At 38.9% G+C, this 12,902-nt stretch carries 13 protein-coding genes; 6 read left to right on the top strand and 7 right to left on the bottom strand.

Features of this window, described 5'->3' with window-relative positions:
* The first annotated feature begins 17 nt into the window (after positions 1–17).
* Both BMW38_RS13325 and BMW38_RS13320 read left to right on the top strand, forming a co-directional pair.
* The gene (locus tag BMW38_RS13325) at positions 18–818 is read left to right on the top strand and encodes a PaaX family transcriptional regulator C-terminal domain-containing protein (protein ID WP_092708876.1); all 801 of its coding nucleotides are present in this window, start codon (positions 18–20) and stop codon (positions 816–818) included.
* Between the two features lie 105 nt (positions 819–923).
* The gene (locus tag BMW38_RS13320; RefSeq protein ID WP_092708873.1) at positions 924–1,916 is read left to right on the top strand and encodes a fatty acid desaturase family protein; all 993 of its coding nucleotides are present in this window, start codon (positions 924–926) and stop codon (positions 1,914–1,916) included.
* 48 nt (positions 1,917–1,964) lie between these two features.
* Here BMW38_RS13320 and BMW38_RS13315 read toward each other — a convergent pair whose 3' ends face one another.
* Positions 1,965–3,002, bottom strand: a complete 1,038-nt coding sequence (locus BMW38_RS13315) for an AraC family transcriptional regulator (protein WP_092708869.1) — start codon at positions 3,000–3,002, stop codon at positions 1,965–1,967.
* A gap of 153 nt (positions 3,003–3,155) precedes the next feature.
* Here BMW38_RS13315 and BMW38_RS13310 point away from each other — a divergent pair, with 153 nt between their 5' ends.
* Together BMW38_RS13310 and BMW38_RS13305 are read left to right on the top strand one after the other, a co-directional pair.
* Positions 3,156–3,854 (top strand): NAD(P)H-dependent oxidoreductase, encoded by a 699-nt coding sequence (locus BMW38_RS13310; protein WP_092708866.1) that lies wholly within the window; start codon positions 3,156–3,158, stop codon positions 3,852–3,854.
* 598 nt (positions 3,855–4,452) lie between these two features.
* A complete protein-coding gene (locus BMW38_RS13305; RefSeq protein ID WP_092708863.1) occupies positions 4,453–5,952 on the top strand; it encodes an outer membrane protein transport protein in 1,500 nt (499 codons plus the stop codon).
* A 57-nt stretch (positions 5,953–6,009) separates the two neighbouring features.
* Here the strand turns inward: BMW38_RS13305 and thrH are convergent, their stop codons facing one another.
* Complete coding sequence (gene thrH, locus BMW38_RS13300; protein ID WP_092708860.1) at positions 6,010–6,627, bottom strand: bifunctional phosphoserine phosphatase/homoserine phosphotransferase ThrH; 618 nt, start codon at positions 6,625–6,627, stop codon at positions 6,010–6,012.
* A gap of 184 nt (positions 6,628–6,811) precedes the next feature.
* Between thrH and BMW38_RS13295 the strand changes: the two genes are divergently transcribed.
* Positions 6,812–7,546: a phosphoadenylyl-sulfate reductase gene (locus tag BMW38_RS13295; protein WP_213031163.1), complete on the top strand. Its 735-nt coding sequence runs from the start codon at positions 6,812–6,814 to the stop codon at positions 7,544–7,546.
* A gap of 171 nt (positions 7,547–7,717) precedes the next feature.
* A complete protein-coding gene (locus BMW38_RS13290; RefSeq protein WP_042897680.1) occupies positions 7,718–9,103 on the top strand; it encodes a WS/DGAT/MGAT family O-acyltransferase in 1,386 nt (461 codons plus the stop codon).
* A 27-nt stretch (positions 9,104–9,130) separates the two neighbouring features.
* On the opposite strand, the gene BMW38_RS13285 is transcribed toward BMW38_RS13290, so the two are convergent.
* The 5 genes from BMW38_RS13285 to mreC all read right to left on the bottom strand — a co-directional run bounded on the left by BMW38_RS13285 (position 9,131) and on the right by mreC (position 12,895).
* On the bottom strand, positions 9,131–9,304 hold the full coding sequence (locus BMW38_RS13285) for a PA1571 family protein (RefSeq protein ID WP_002116397.1): 174 nt from the start codon (positions 9,302–9,304) through the stop codon (positions 9,131–9,133).
* A 139-nt stretch (positions 9,305–9,443) separates the two neighbouring features.
* On the bottom strand, positions 9,444–10,898 hold the full coding sequence (gene rng / locus BMW38_RS13280; protein ID WP_005036381.1) for a ribonuclease G: 1,455 nt from the start codon (positions 10,896–10,898) through the stop codon (positions 9,444–9,446).
* Positions 10,899–11,011: 113 nt separating this feature from the next.
* Entirely contained in the window at positions 11,012–11,572 is a 561-nt protein-coding gene (locus BMW38_RS13275) for a Maf-like protein (RefSeq protein WP_005049963.1), read from the bottom strand.
* Positions 11,560–12,051, bottom strand: coding sequence for a rod shape-determining protein MreD (gene mreD, locus BMW38_RS13270; RefSeq protein WP_003655328.1), 492 nt, complete (start codon positions 12,049–12,051; stop codon positions 11,560–11,562). The genes BMW38_RS13275 and mreD overlap by 13 nt, the downstream gene beginning before the upstream one ends.
* Positions 12,038–12,895: a rod shape-determining protein MreC gene (mreC, locus tag BMW38_RS13265; protein WP_092708854.1), complete on the bottom strand. Its 858-nt coding sequence runs from the start codon at positions 12,893–12,895 to the stop codon at positions 12,038–12,040. The genes mreD and mreC overlap by 14 nt, the downstream gene beginning before the upstream one ends.
* Between the last annotated feature and the right edge of the window lie 7 nt (positions 12,896–12,902).

The raw sequence follows: 12,902 nt of genomic DNA, 5'->3' as shown, positions 1-12,902 counted from the left end.
TCAAAAATTCTATCTGAATGAAAAATACTAAAATTAATGCACGCCATCTTATTATCGATTTGTTTCTTTCCTCAGCCTATCCTCAACTCACCATCAAACAAATATTAATTGCCGCCAAACTCTTTAATATGAGTGAAAATGGAATTCGTGTTGCTACAACTCGGTTATTAAATGAAGGCATGATAGAAAGTGTCGATCGCGGTATTTATCAACTTTCGCCATCAACCAAAGAATGGGCAAAAATCATTTTGAACCGCAAAAATGGCATTAAACAAACCAAAGAATGGCAACAACATTATCTTGCAGTATTTACAGGTACGTTAGGTCGCATAGATCGCACCGCTTTAAAAAAGAGAGAACGAGCATTACGTCAATTTGGCTTTAAAGAACTCGAAACCGGTATTTATATTCGACCTGACAATTTGGCCTATAGTTTCGAAAAAACATGTGAAGAACTTGTTTTAGCAGGCCTTGAAAGTGAAGCCAAAATTTCTATTATTCAAAAATTTGATTCAAAAAGCCTTCAGTTGATTGCGTCTTTATGGGATACCCAACAACTCGAATTAAACTACAAAAACTATAGCCAAGATATTCAGCAGTGGCTTTTAAAATATGAAAAATTATCGCTCAATGACGCTGCTGCTCAAGCATTGTTACTAGGGCGAGAAACCATTACTTTATTAATGAATGATCCTTTACTACCCTCTCCCTTTGTTAATGAACATGCCCGCAATCAATTTGCTCAGAATGTACAACAGCTAGACTCGATTGGACAAAAGCTGTGGCAAAAACTTTATGAAAATGAATTAACACATTAAAGAACGATTTATTTTTTTACAAACAAATATTACAACTTTTAAAATTTTATGATTATATTGGTAATATAAAATATGAATACCAAAATCTGATTTGGGAGAATAAAAATGAATACACAGGTTAGTGTTACCGATCTATTTAGCAGAGAAGAAATACAAGAACTCACGGAGCCTTCAGATGCTTACGGCGCTTGGGCTGTTGCAAGTACATGGGCGGTTATTGGGGGAACATTTGCTAGCTTAATTATGATGTGGGATTACTTACCTAGTTGGGGCAAATTACTTGCTTGTATGCTTGCCTTGGCTATATTGGCGGGTCGGCAGTTATGCCTAGCAATTCTGATGCATGATGCATCCCATAAAAGCTTATTCAAAAATAAGAAAATAAATGACTTTGTAGGCGAATGGTTATGCGCCCGTCCAATCTGGAATGATCTACACAAGTACCGTCAACATCACGTTCGCCATCATGCAAAAACCTCTACTCCAGATGATCCCGACCTTTCTTTGGTGTCGGATTTTCCTGTAAGCAAAAAATCTGTTACTCGTAAATTCTTACGCGACTTAACGGGGATGACGGGATTAAAATTTAGCTTTGGTCGAGTGCTAATGGATCTTGATTTAATGAAGTGGACCGTTGCAAATGATCAGGTTTGGTTAGACCGCAGCAATAAACATCTTGTTGATTATGCCAAAAGTCTTGTAAAAAACAGTAGTGGAGCCATTGCAACCAACGCAGCTCTTTATGGTGTTTTAAAGGCATTTGGTCAGCAACGTTTTTATTGGTTATGGCCTTTAGCTTATTTGACCCCATTTCCATTATTTTTAAGAATTCGCTCAATGGCGGAGCATGCAGGTATGCAAACGAGCCTGACAGCCTTAACAAATACGCGTACAACACGTGCAGGTTGGATTGCTAGAAGCTTTGTGGCCCCTATTCATGTTAATTACCACATGGAACACCATTTAATGGCTTCGGTACCCTACTTCAAACTGCCACGCATGCATCGTCTATTGAGAGACCGCGGACATGTCCCGACACCACTTAGCTATTTTGAAGTGATTCAGTTGCTTTCATCTAAGCCAGAACGAACGGCTTAAAGCTCTCGAATCAGATTTAGAGGTTATGCAATTAAATCAGTGACCTCTCTAACCCAAATGTGAACTCAATTCATCCATTTTGCTGTGGGTCTGAAAATATTTGGGTGTGACTCCCATCCAACGCTTAAATGCACGGGTAAAATGAGAAGTCTCGGCATAACCTAAAGTTAAAGCTACTTTTTCAATCGACATGTTATTTTGAGCTAAAAGTTTCTGGGCATGTTGCTTTTTAAGTGAGTCAACTAAGATGGTAAAACTTGTATTTTCAATGGCTAAATATCGTTGCAAAGTTCGCTCTGAAATATTCATGACTTGAGCCACTTGCCCTACCTTTAATGTCTCAATCTCGCCATTTACAAGTAATTTTTCAGCAACTTGTTTGACTTGCCATTTCCAGCCACTGTGTAACTTTAATTTTTCTATATCTCGCTTGCATTGTGCATTTACTAAAGGCGCCAACATTGGGTCTGCCGTTAATACAGGCTGTGTTAAATATTCTTTTGGAAATATCCAGTTGTTGCGTTTTTGATTAAATAAACAAGTGACTGCCAGTTGACTACTTATTTGGGCAAAACCTGTCGGTTCTGGCATTTGTAATTCAACTTTCCCTAAATTGGATAAGCCTGTTAAATTTTTTGCAATTTGAACAAAGCCTACCAATAAAAAAATGTTGGCATTTGGACTCAACTGAAATTCCTTTACAGGCTGATGAATGAACCAATATGCATAATTATTTTCTTGTTTTAATTCTGGTTTAAAAACCTCGCAACGTGACCCAATGAACTGTTCAAGAATTTTTAAGGCTTCTCCTAAATTTGGAGAAACCATGGCAGCCATTCCGACTGAACCATAACATGAAGCAGTCATTTCTAAAGCCAAATACCCCGCTAATGCAGGCTCTTTGCACAACTCGATGGCCCGCTCAATGAGCTGATTTAAGGCATTAAACTCAACATACCAATATGGTTTTTTTAATTGATCTACTGTTATGCCGCTTCCATCTAAAAGCTGCTTGCAAGAGACACCCCACCGCTTAACAGTCTCGACGATTAAGTTAATATAAGTTCCGGGTAATTCTGGATTCATGAGTATCCCATTGAGCAAAATAAATGGCGCGAAATGGTAAAAACTGTCAGTTCATGAACTATGCCATGCTTTTAAATTGATGCATAGTGATTCAAAACAAAATCCGCTTAATTGCACTAGACAGCACAATTTCTGAAAAACACAGGTGCCCCTATGAATATCCTGATTGTCCATGCCCACCCAGAACCACAATCTTTTACTACTGCTCTAAAAAGTACAGCAAAGCAAACCTTAGAAAAATTGGGACATCGCGTAGAGGTTTCAGATTTATATGCCATGCAATTTAACCCTATTGCAACCAAAGAGGATTTTTTAGAGCTCAATCAGCCTGACTATTTTAACTATGCTCTAGAACAAAGAAATGCCAGTAAAAATCAACTTCTAGCTCCGGATATTCAGGCAGAAATTGAAAAGGTAAAAAAAGCTGATTTAGTCATTTTAAATTTCCCACTTTACTGGACCTCTGTACCAGCAATTTTAAAAGGCTGGATTGATCGTGTATTTGTTTCAGGGCTCTTTTACGGTGGTAAACGCTTTTATAACCACGGCGGAATGACTGGTAAAAAAGCCATGCTGTGTTTAACACTTGGCGGCAGAACACATATGTTTGGAGAAAAGGCTATTCATGGCCCAATCGAACATTATCTATCTCCGATTCAGCGTGGTACTTTGGCATATGCTGGTTTTGAAGTTCTACCGCCATTCACTGCCTACCATGTACCTTATATTAGCCAAGAAGCCAGAGAAAATCTCCTAGAAGACTATGTAACTTATCTAACGCATCTAGACCAACTTGAACCACTAAAATTTCCTAAGCTTGAACAATTTGATGAAAACTTATACCCACTCTAACGCTGTGTTTTAGCTCTAAAAAATGAATAATCGAATCTAGCTTATTATTTTCGGTTATTTTCTTGCTTAACCTCTCAAATAGAAACTCTAAATTTACTCAAAAAATAGATCAAATGGTAAAAAAATAAGGAGGAACTTTTTTATAAAATTAAGAATATAAAACTGAATCAATAATATACAGATGTAGAGAAACTAGACTTATCAAGTAAAAATGACAACTAATACTCATTTCATAATCAATTAATTCATATTTTTACAAAAAAATCTTTGACCATTTTTCTTGGATTTGTGACAGAAATGTCACTAAAACAAACTACTTTATTAATAGATTAAAAATATAAATATCAATTAATTAAAATAATTTATCAAAGAAAATATTCCTTCATATTTCATCCATTATTGACCTTATTTGTATAAAAAATGAGTACTGCTCAGTTCATATAACAGATTTACTCTTATTGTAATTATGCTATTTTTGTTACATGGAGTTATCAAAGCTTTTATAAGTTGTAAGTAGAAGCTTTGAAGGCAACACAGTTTAAACGGTTTAACTCTGTTACTTTTAAAAAAATGTCTTGAAGTTCAAGGAAAGATTAAAATGAAATTAAAACATCTGAGCACTGCAATGATTTTAGCAACGCTGCCTGCAACTGGGGTTTTTGCAGCAGCATTGGATCGCTCTGGACAATCAATGTCTGCATTTTTGCAGCCTAATAATTACTTTGAAGCTGGTATTTCTGTTTTAGACCCAGATGTAGCGGGTAAAGAAGCAGGCTCAAGTGCAACGCGCCGTGATATTGGCGATATGGGTAATGATTATTATTTCCCAAATGCTGCATTAAAACTGCAACTTAATGATAAATTCTCATTTGGTATACTATACGATCAACCATTCGGCGCAGATGCTGAATATTCTGGAAAAAATGTATTTGTATCAGATAGCACCAATACAATTTTAGCTCCTGAAAGATTAGATGCTATTCGTACAAGCACTATTGATACAACATTTAATGGATTAACTGCTAATCAACGTGTGGGTGCCGCGCTGCAAGCCCAAGGAGTTGACTTATCCTCTCCTGCTGGACAAGCACAATTTGCTGCCACTTTAAATGCTTATAATAATGATGCAACTACTAAAGCTGTTATCGATGCAGGTGTAAAACAAGGCGTTGCTGCAAAGGTTGACGCTGGTTTAGCTCAAGTCAATGGTTTGCTTGGTAAAGGTGCCACCAAGGTTAAAGTTGATACTCAGAACCTTGCAATGGTTTTTGGTTTCCAACCGAATCAAAACTGGAACTTCTATGCAGGCGGCGTATATCAAACCATTAAAGGAAATATCAATCTCCGTGGTCAAGCTTACAGTATCTACAATGGCTATGACGCAGATATTAAAGAAACAGGTGGTGCAGGTTGGTTAGCAGGTTTCGCTTATCAAATTCCTGAAATTGCATTAAAAGCATCTTTAACGTATCGCTCTGAAATTGACCATGACGTTAATATTCGTGAAAACTTGCCTACACTTCCTGCTCTTTCACTGTTAGGGCAAGCTGCTGCTGGTGAGGCAATTAAAAATAGCTCAGCAGATACCACAATTACCACGCCTCAATCAGTTAACTTTGATTTCCAAACGGGAATCATGGCTGACACTGTTGCCTTTGCCAACGTACGTTGGGTGAACTGGAAAGATTTCTCTGTTCAACCATACAAATTTGGACAACTATCAAAAGTTGTAGGCCCTATTGTCAACCGTCCAAATGGTTTCGATTTAGTTAGTTATGCAGATGACCAATGGTCTGTGAACACTGGGGTAGGCCGTAAACTTACCGACAAGTGGGCAGGTAACGTTTCTGTAGGTTGGGACTCTGGTGCAGGTGACCCAATCACAACTTTAGGTCCAACGGAAGGTTACTGGAACGTAGGTTTAGGTCTTCAATATAGTCCGACTCCTCAAACGTTTATTGCTGGCGGCGTAAAATACTTCTGGTTAGGGGATGCTAAAGCTCAAACTGGTGCACAAGCTGGCGGTGATGAATATGTTGCAGAGTTTTCTGACAATAATGCAATCGCTTATGGTTTAAAACTTGGTTATAAATTCTAAGTCTCAAAACTAAATAATAAAAAAGGCGCTTAAAGCGCCTTTTTTATTATTTTATTCTTATGCTGGAATGCTACGCTTTGAAACTGAACGGATTGCTTCTTTTAATGCATCATAGCCCTGGATAGCTGGAAACTGCGGGAACTCCGCAATTACGTTTGCAGGTGCATCAAACAAAAAACCATGGTCAGCTTCACCCAGCATGGTTGTATCATTATAAGAATCACCCGCAGCAATTACACGGAAATTTAAGCCATGTAGTGCCTTAACAGACTCACGTTTTTGATCTGGTTGACGTAGCTTATAAGCTGTAATCATTCCTTCTTCATCTGTCTCTAACTTATGACAGAAAATTGTTGGCCAACCCAATTGCTTCATTAAAGGATGCGCAAACTCATAAAAAGTATCTGACAAGATCACTAGTTGGAAATGAGTGCTCACCCATTCAACAAATTCTTTTGCACCAGGTAAAGGCCCCATCTCAGCAATGACTTCTTGAATGTCATTTAAGCCTAGACCGTGTTGTTTTAAAATATTAAGACGCTGAGTCATTAAAACATCATAATCCGGAATATCACGAGTTGTAGCCTCGAGTTCTTTAATCCCTGTTTTTTTAGCGAAATTGATCCAGATTTCAGGAACTAAAACCCCTTCAAGATCTAGGCATACGATTTCCATGAATGCTTCCAACGTTAGTTAAAAATTGCTGTATCATACCATTAAGATTTTCAGTTTTGCGTTGTTATTGATCAAATCAATTTTATTCATAAGGATCGAAATTAAAGTGCTAAGCAGCTTATCAACTATCCTTTAGAATATTTTTCATAACTCAATGCGCCCAAGCCTTTTGCCAGGAACACACATGACCGTTATTCCGACTATTGATATCGTAGATGCTCTTGCTGCTGAATATGCAACCAAAAGCCCTCGGGAAATTTTAGAACTTGCTTTAAGCCAACAAGGTGAAATCGCAATTTCTTTTTCGGGAGCAGAAGATGTTGTCTTAATTGATATTGCTTCACGTTTAGGCAAGCCTTTCCGTGTCTTTAGTCTCGACACTGGCCGACTCCATGCTGAAACTTATCAATTTATTGAAACTGTCCGTAAACACTACAATATTAATATCGAAATTTGTTTCCCTGAATCTGTAGCTGTTCAAAACATGGTAAACGAAAAAGGTTTATTCAGCTTTTTTACAGATGGCCATCAGGAATGTTGTGGTATTCGAAAAGTTCAGCCTTTACGTAAAAAACTTGCAACTTTAGATGGCTGGATTACTGGTCAACGTAAAGACCAAAGTCCTGGTACACGCACAGAAATTCCAGTGGTACAAGCTGATGCTGGTTTTTCTGGACCAGATAAGCAACTTATTAAATATAACCCTCTAGCGAATTGGACAAGTGCCGAAGTATGGAGCTACATCCGTATGATGGAAATTCCATATAATCCTCTCCACGAACGTGGTTTTGTTTCTATTGGCTGTGAACCATGTACACGAGCTGTATTACCGAACCAGCATGAACGTGAAGGACGCTGGTGGTGGGAAGAAGCGACTCAAAAAGAGTGCGGATTACATGCAGGTAACATGAAAAAGTAGTTTGATATCAAAAAACCACTGGCAAATCAGTGGTTTTTTTTATGTCATGTTACGTACACAAAGTCATATTTTCTCTACTCTAAACGCTATATACTTAATTTTACGGTTCTATAATTCTAATAAGAGCTCAGATAAGGGCTTCTTAGAAAAATGCATGAGGCACAATGATTTATGCGTCCATTACACCCAATTGATTTCATTTTTCTGTCACTTGAAAAAAGACAGCAACCCATGCATGTCGGTGGATTATTTTTATTTGAAATTCCTGAAAATGCACCTGAAACCTTTGTACATGATTTAGTAGAAGATATTAAACGCTCAAAAAGCATTCCTATTCCTCCCTTCAATAACCGTTTAAATGGTCTATTTTGGGATGAGGATGAAGAGTTCGATATCGATCATCACTTTCGCCACATTGCTTTGCCTCATCCTGGGCGCATACGTGAACTTCTGGTTTATATCTCGCAACAACACAGCTCATTAATTGACCGCGCCAAGCCGCTGTGGACCTGTGACATTATTGAAGGAATCGAAGGCAACCGTTTCGCCATGTATTTTAAAATCCATCATGCAATGGTTGATGGCGTTGCCGGTATGCGTTTGATCGAGAAATCACTTTCAAAGACACCTGAAGAGAAACATGTGGTCCCTTTATGGTGTGTTGAGAGCAAAAGAACTAAACGTCTAAAAGTGCCTACTCCAAGTACAAGTAAAATTAAGAGTATTTTAGGAGGCATTAAGTCTCAACTCGATATAGCTCCTAAAGTAATGCAAGAGTTATCTCAGACTATATTTAAAGAAATGGGCAAAAATCCTGATTATGTCTCTACCTTTCAGGCACCAGTTTCGATTTTGAACCAAAGAGTAAGTGCTTCACGTCGTTTTGCTGCCCAATCCTTTGAATTGAGCCGCCTTAGAAAAATTTCAAAAGCATTAGGCGTAACGATTAACGATGTTGTACTAGCAGTATGTTCTGGTGCTTTACGTGAATATTTAATTAGTCAAAATAGCTTACCTAAAAAGCCACTTATTGCCATGGTTCCAGCTTCATTGCGCACAGATGATTCTGATATGAGTAACCGGATTACTATGATTCTGGCAAATTTAGGGACTCATAAAGACCAACCGTTAGAACGTCTAGAAATTATTCGTCGCAGCATGCAAAATTCAAAGCAACGCTTTAGCCGTATGACTGCTAATGAAATTTTAAACTATAGCGCGGTTGTTTATGGTCCAGCAGGATTAAACATCATGTCAGGAATGCTTCCTAAGCGTCAGGCGTTCAATTTAGTGATTTCCAATGTACCAGGGCCACGTGAGCCACTTTATTGGAATGGCGCGAAATTAGACGCTCTCTATCCTGCTTCGATTGTCATGGATGGACAAGCTTTAAATATTACCATGACCAGTTATTTAGATAAGCTTGAAGTTGGATTAACGGCTTGTCGAAATGCTTTGCCAAAAATGCAAAACCTTTTGACTCATTTAGAAGATGAGATTCAACGGTTTGAAGAAATTATTGCAGAGAAGCAACTGAAACATCATTCAGCAAGTTAGAAAACTAAGGGGCTTTGAATTGGCCCCTTATTTTTTGATTGTGCGGCACTGGTTAAGCAACTGATGACATACTGAACGAATCATTGCGGTTGTGATCGGTACTTCTTTACCTTGGTCATTCAACATATAGCAGCTATTTACTGGTGTGCTTTCTAAAACATGTTTAAGACCGTTGCTAATTAAGTTTTCACTTACATTCATGGGTTATACCTCTTATTGTTTGCTAAGACGTTAAATAGGGAGAACGTCTAGGGCTACTGTATGTAAGTAGTATTTAAAATTCATGAATGAAAGTAAAATTTCAGTTGTAACAAGGATTAAGCGATATCTTGTTACAACTTTAACTTAAAATGATATCGTATTGCTCTTGCGTATATAAATTTTCGACCTGAAATTTAATCACACGGTTAATAAAATGCTCTAAATCAGCCACTGCGGGCGCTTCTGCTGTTAATAATCGGTCAATCACTGAAGGGTGAGCAACAACAGTAAAGCCACTCGTTGACTCAAATGCGCGGGTATATCGTAATATCTCACGAAATATTTCGTAACACACTGTCTCTGCTGTTTTGACAAAACCACGTCCTTGGCACGTTGGACACGACTCGCACAGCAAATGTTCTAACGATTCCCGTGTTCGTTTGCGAGTCATTTCGACCAGACCAAGTTCTGATACCTGAGTGATTTTGGTCTTGGCGTGATCGCGTTCAAGCATTTTTTCAAACTGACGCATCACCTCTTCACGGTGAGTTGCCTCTTGCATGTCAATAAAATCAATAATGAGAATACCACCCAAATTACGCAGTCTAAGTTGACGTGCAATGACTTGAGTCGCTTCCATATTGGTTTTAAAAACGGTGTCTTCAAGACTACGACCGCCAACATATGAGCCAGTATTAACGTCAATTGTCGTCATAGCTTCAGTCTGGTCAATCATCAGATAACCACCCGATTTCAAAGCAACGCGTGTTTGAAGGGCTTTCTGGATATCTTCTTCGACGTTATAGAGATCAAATAGCGGTCGCTCACCCGGATAATGAATGAGTCGACTTTGCATATTCGGAACAAATTCTTCAACAAACTCAAGAAGCTTGGCATGAATTTCTCTCGAATCGACATAAATCTTTGCAGTCTCTTCGCTTGCTAAATCTCGAATAATACGCTGAGGTAATGGAAGCTCTTCAAAAATTAAGGAAGGAACTGCAACATCAATCTGCTTACGTTGGATGTATTCCCATAATTTACTCAGATAGCACATATCCCGTGCAATTTCTGCCTCATCCACACCTTCGGCAGCTGTACGTACAATCACACTACCCGGCAGATTATGTTCAGATTGAATACTTTCGATAATATTGCGTAGTCGCTCACGCTCTTCTTCAGACTCAATACGCTGCGATACGCCAATATGGTTACCATATGGCATGAGAACCAGATAGCGAGAAGGAATTGAGAGATCTGTACTCAGACGTGCCCCTTTCGTTCCTAACATATCTTTCATGACTTGAACGGTCAGGGTTTGACCGGGATGTAAGAGTTCAAAAACGTTTGGGGTGGGCTGTGAACGAGGCCAAACCATATCATTGATATGTAAGAAGGCTGTTCGGGATAAACCGATATCAACAAAAGCAGCTTGCATGCCCGGAAGCACTCGCACGACTTTACCCTTGTAAATATTGCCGACTAGACCGCGCTTGACTGTACGCTCGACATACAGCTCATTAACAGTTCCATTTTCGATTAATGCCACCCGACACTCCATAGGCGTGACATTAATAAGTAATTCTTCTGACATACATAAACTCAAAGCATTATAAAATTTTTATTAAAGAGTCAGAGAAGCTGTTAACTTTAACTTTGTCTAGTGTTCATCGACAATGCTATTCAATTAAGAATGATAACAACACCTTATGTCTTTACTCTTTTTAATAACTGTGCAAATTCGTATAAAGGAAGTCCTACCACATTACTATAACTTCCTTGAATTTGGGGAATATATTGAGAAGCAATCCCTTGAATTGCATATCCACCGGCCTTCCCAACAGGCTCTCCTGTGGTCCAATAATCTTCCATATCTTGCGTAGTCAGATGTTGGAACTCAACTTGTGTCTGTACAACCTGACTCAACATTTGTTGTTGAGTAGCAACACATATTCCAGAAAACACGTCATGCCAACGCCCAGATAATTGTTTCCATATTTCAAAAGCATGGCTTTTCGATTCAGGCTTACCAATTATTTGGCCATCCAGCCCTAGACTTGTATCGGCAGCAATAACAATTGCTTCTGGAAAAAGTTTTAATACAGCTTGCGCTTTTTCTCTAGCTAAACGTTCAACATACTGATGAACGAGTTCATTCTCATGAACAGATTCGTCAATATCAGGGCTATAGATTTCAAAATCCAAACCCAGTTGTTGCAACAACTCCTTCCGACGAGGAGAGCTAGATGCTAAAACTATATTCGCCATTTTGCCAAACAATAATAGACGATTGGCCAAGTGATGATACTTGTCATTAATGGTTGCCAGTGTCTAGCAATCGAAAAATGAATTCCACCCATAGTCTGGGTTACCCACATAAACGCTAAATGAGCAATAATGACCAGAGTTGCAATCGTCCATAAATTACCAAAGGTTAAGATACGGCGTTCACGAATTAAAAAACGGGTAAGAAAAGTCATAATTACAAAGCTTAAGGCATTGAGACCTAAAGGTGCATCAAGCAATAAGTCTGTAAAAATCCCCATTCCAAATGCAAACCAGACCCCACACCACGTTGGCTGACATACCACCCAAAACAGCATAATCATCAACATGAATAATGGGCGCCAACCTGAAATATCGTAGGACAGCGGGTAAACCATGAGCACAGAACCCACGATAACGGAGATAATAATCCCCCATAATGGATCTTTGCGCTTTTCTCGTTTCAGTTTAGCGATTGGCATATGGCTGCTCCTTTGCTAATGAATCCGAAAAAAGTACAACTACATGGTGTCCTGTTGCTAATTGCGCTGCTGGTGTTACATCAATTTCCGCAAACTCACCTGAGTTATGACGTTTGATTTTGGCAACCGTACCTACTGCATAACCTGCTGGGAAATGTTCACCCAAACCTGAGCTAAACACTTTATCGCCCACTTGAATATTTGCACTAGTCGGCACATATTCCATTTTCAAACGGCCCAAATCACCTGTACCAGAAACAATTGCCCTCATTCCAGTGCGTTCAAGACGTACCGAAAGTGAATGTTCTTTATCTGATAACAACATCACACGTGAGCTATGAGGATATACGTTAATGATCTGCCCCATAATCCCCTTATCATCCAGAACCGTTTGACCGACCTTTAAATGGTCCATAGAGCCACGGTTAATAATGATGATATGACGTAATGGGTCTGCATCTGTCCCGATCACTTCGGCAATTTCCATACGTCCATCAATAATTAATGGTGTATCAAGGAGACCTCGCAAACGGGTGTTTTCAGCAGATAGTTCAGAAAGTTTCTGTAAGCGGACTTGAGCCTGTAAAAGCTCAGCCTGCATCGCAGTATTTTCACGACGCAGTTGTGCTTCAGATTTTGTTTGTTGATTCAGCCATTCTCTCGACAGTACTGGATAACTAGCCAATGCATAAATTGGGTTATATGCAGCGTACAAGACATCCCTTGCTGGCTGAATCACATACGGCATGCGCCAATCAAAAAATAGCACAACCAAGCATGTAATGACCGCAATAATAAACGAGCGGAAAGATGGCGGCTGTCTTGAAAAAATATTCGGTTGCACCGCCTAA

The sequence above is a fragment of the Acinetobacter sp. yr461 genome (genome assembly GCF_900110445.1).
Lineage (GTDB): Bacteria > Pseudomonadota > Gammaproteobacteria > Pseudomonadales > Moraxellaceae > Acinetobacter > Acinetobacter calcoaceticus.
This window is presented reverse-complemented; position numbering and strand designations above follow the sequence as displayed.

Excerpts from the sequence above, each read along its gene's own strand:
- BMW38_RS13325 (WP_092708876.1), top strand. The coding sequence starts at position 18 with ATGAAAAATACTAAAATTAATGCACGCCATCTTATTATCGATTTGTTT.
- BMW38_RS13320 (WP_092708873.1), top strand. The coding sequence starts at position 924 with ATGAATACACAGGTTAGTGTTACCGATCTATTTAGCAGAGAAGAAATA.
- BMW38_RS13315 (WP_092708869.1), bottom strand. The coding sequence starts at position 3,002 with ATGAATCCAGAATTACCCGGAACTTATATTAACTTAATCGTCGAGACT.
- BMW38_RS13310 (WP_092708866.1), top strand. The coding sequence starts at position 3,156 with ATGAATATCCTGATTGTCCATGCCCACCCAGAACCACAATCTTTTACT.
- BMW38_RS13305 (WP_092708863.1), top strand. The coding sequence starts at position 4,453 with ATGAAATTAAAACATCTGAGCACTGCAATGATTTTAGCAACGCTGCCT.
- thrH (WP_092708860.1), bottom strand. The coding sequence starts at position 6,627 with ATGGAAATCGTATGCCTAGATCTTGAAGGGGTTTTAGTTCCTGAAATC.
- BMW38_RS13295 (WP_213031163.1), top strand. The coding sequence starts at position 6,812 with ATGACCGTTATTCCGACTATTGATATCGTAGATGCTCTTGCTGCTGAA.
- BMW38_RS13290 (WP_042897680.1), top strand. The coding sequence starts at position 7,718 with ATGCGTCCATTACACCCAATTGATTTCATTTTTCTGTCACTTGAAAAA.
- BMW38_RS13285 (WP_002116397.1), bottom strand. The coding sequence starts at position 9,304 with ATGAATGTAAGTGAAAACTTAATTAGCAACGGTCTTAAACATGTTTTA.
- rng (WP_005036381.1), bottom strand. The coding sequence starts at position 10,898 with ATGTCAGAAGAATTACTTATTAATGTCACGCCTATGGAGTGTCGGGTG.
- BMW38_RS13275 (WP_005049963.1), bottom strand. The coding sequence starts at position 11,572 with ATGGCGAATATAGTTTTAGCATCTAGCTCTCCTCGTCGGAAGGAGTTG.
- mreD (WP_003655328.1), bottom strand. The coding sequence starts at position 12,051 with ATGCCAATCGCTAAACTGAAACGAGAAAAGCGCAAAGATCCATTATGG.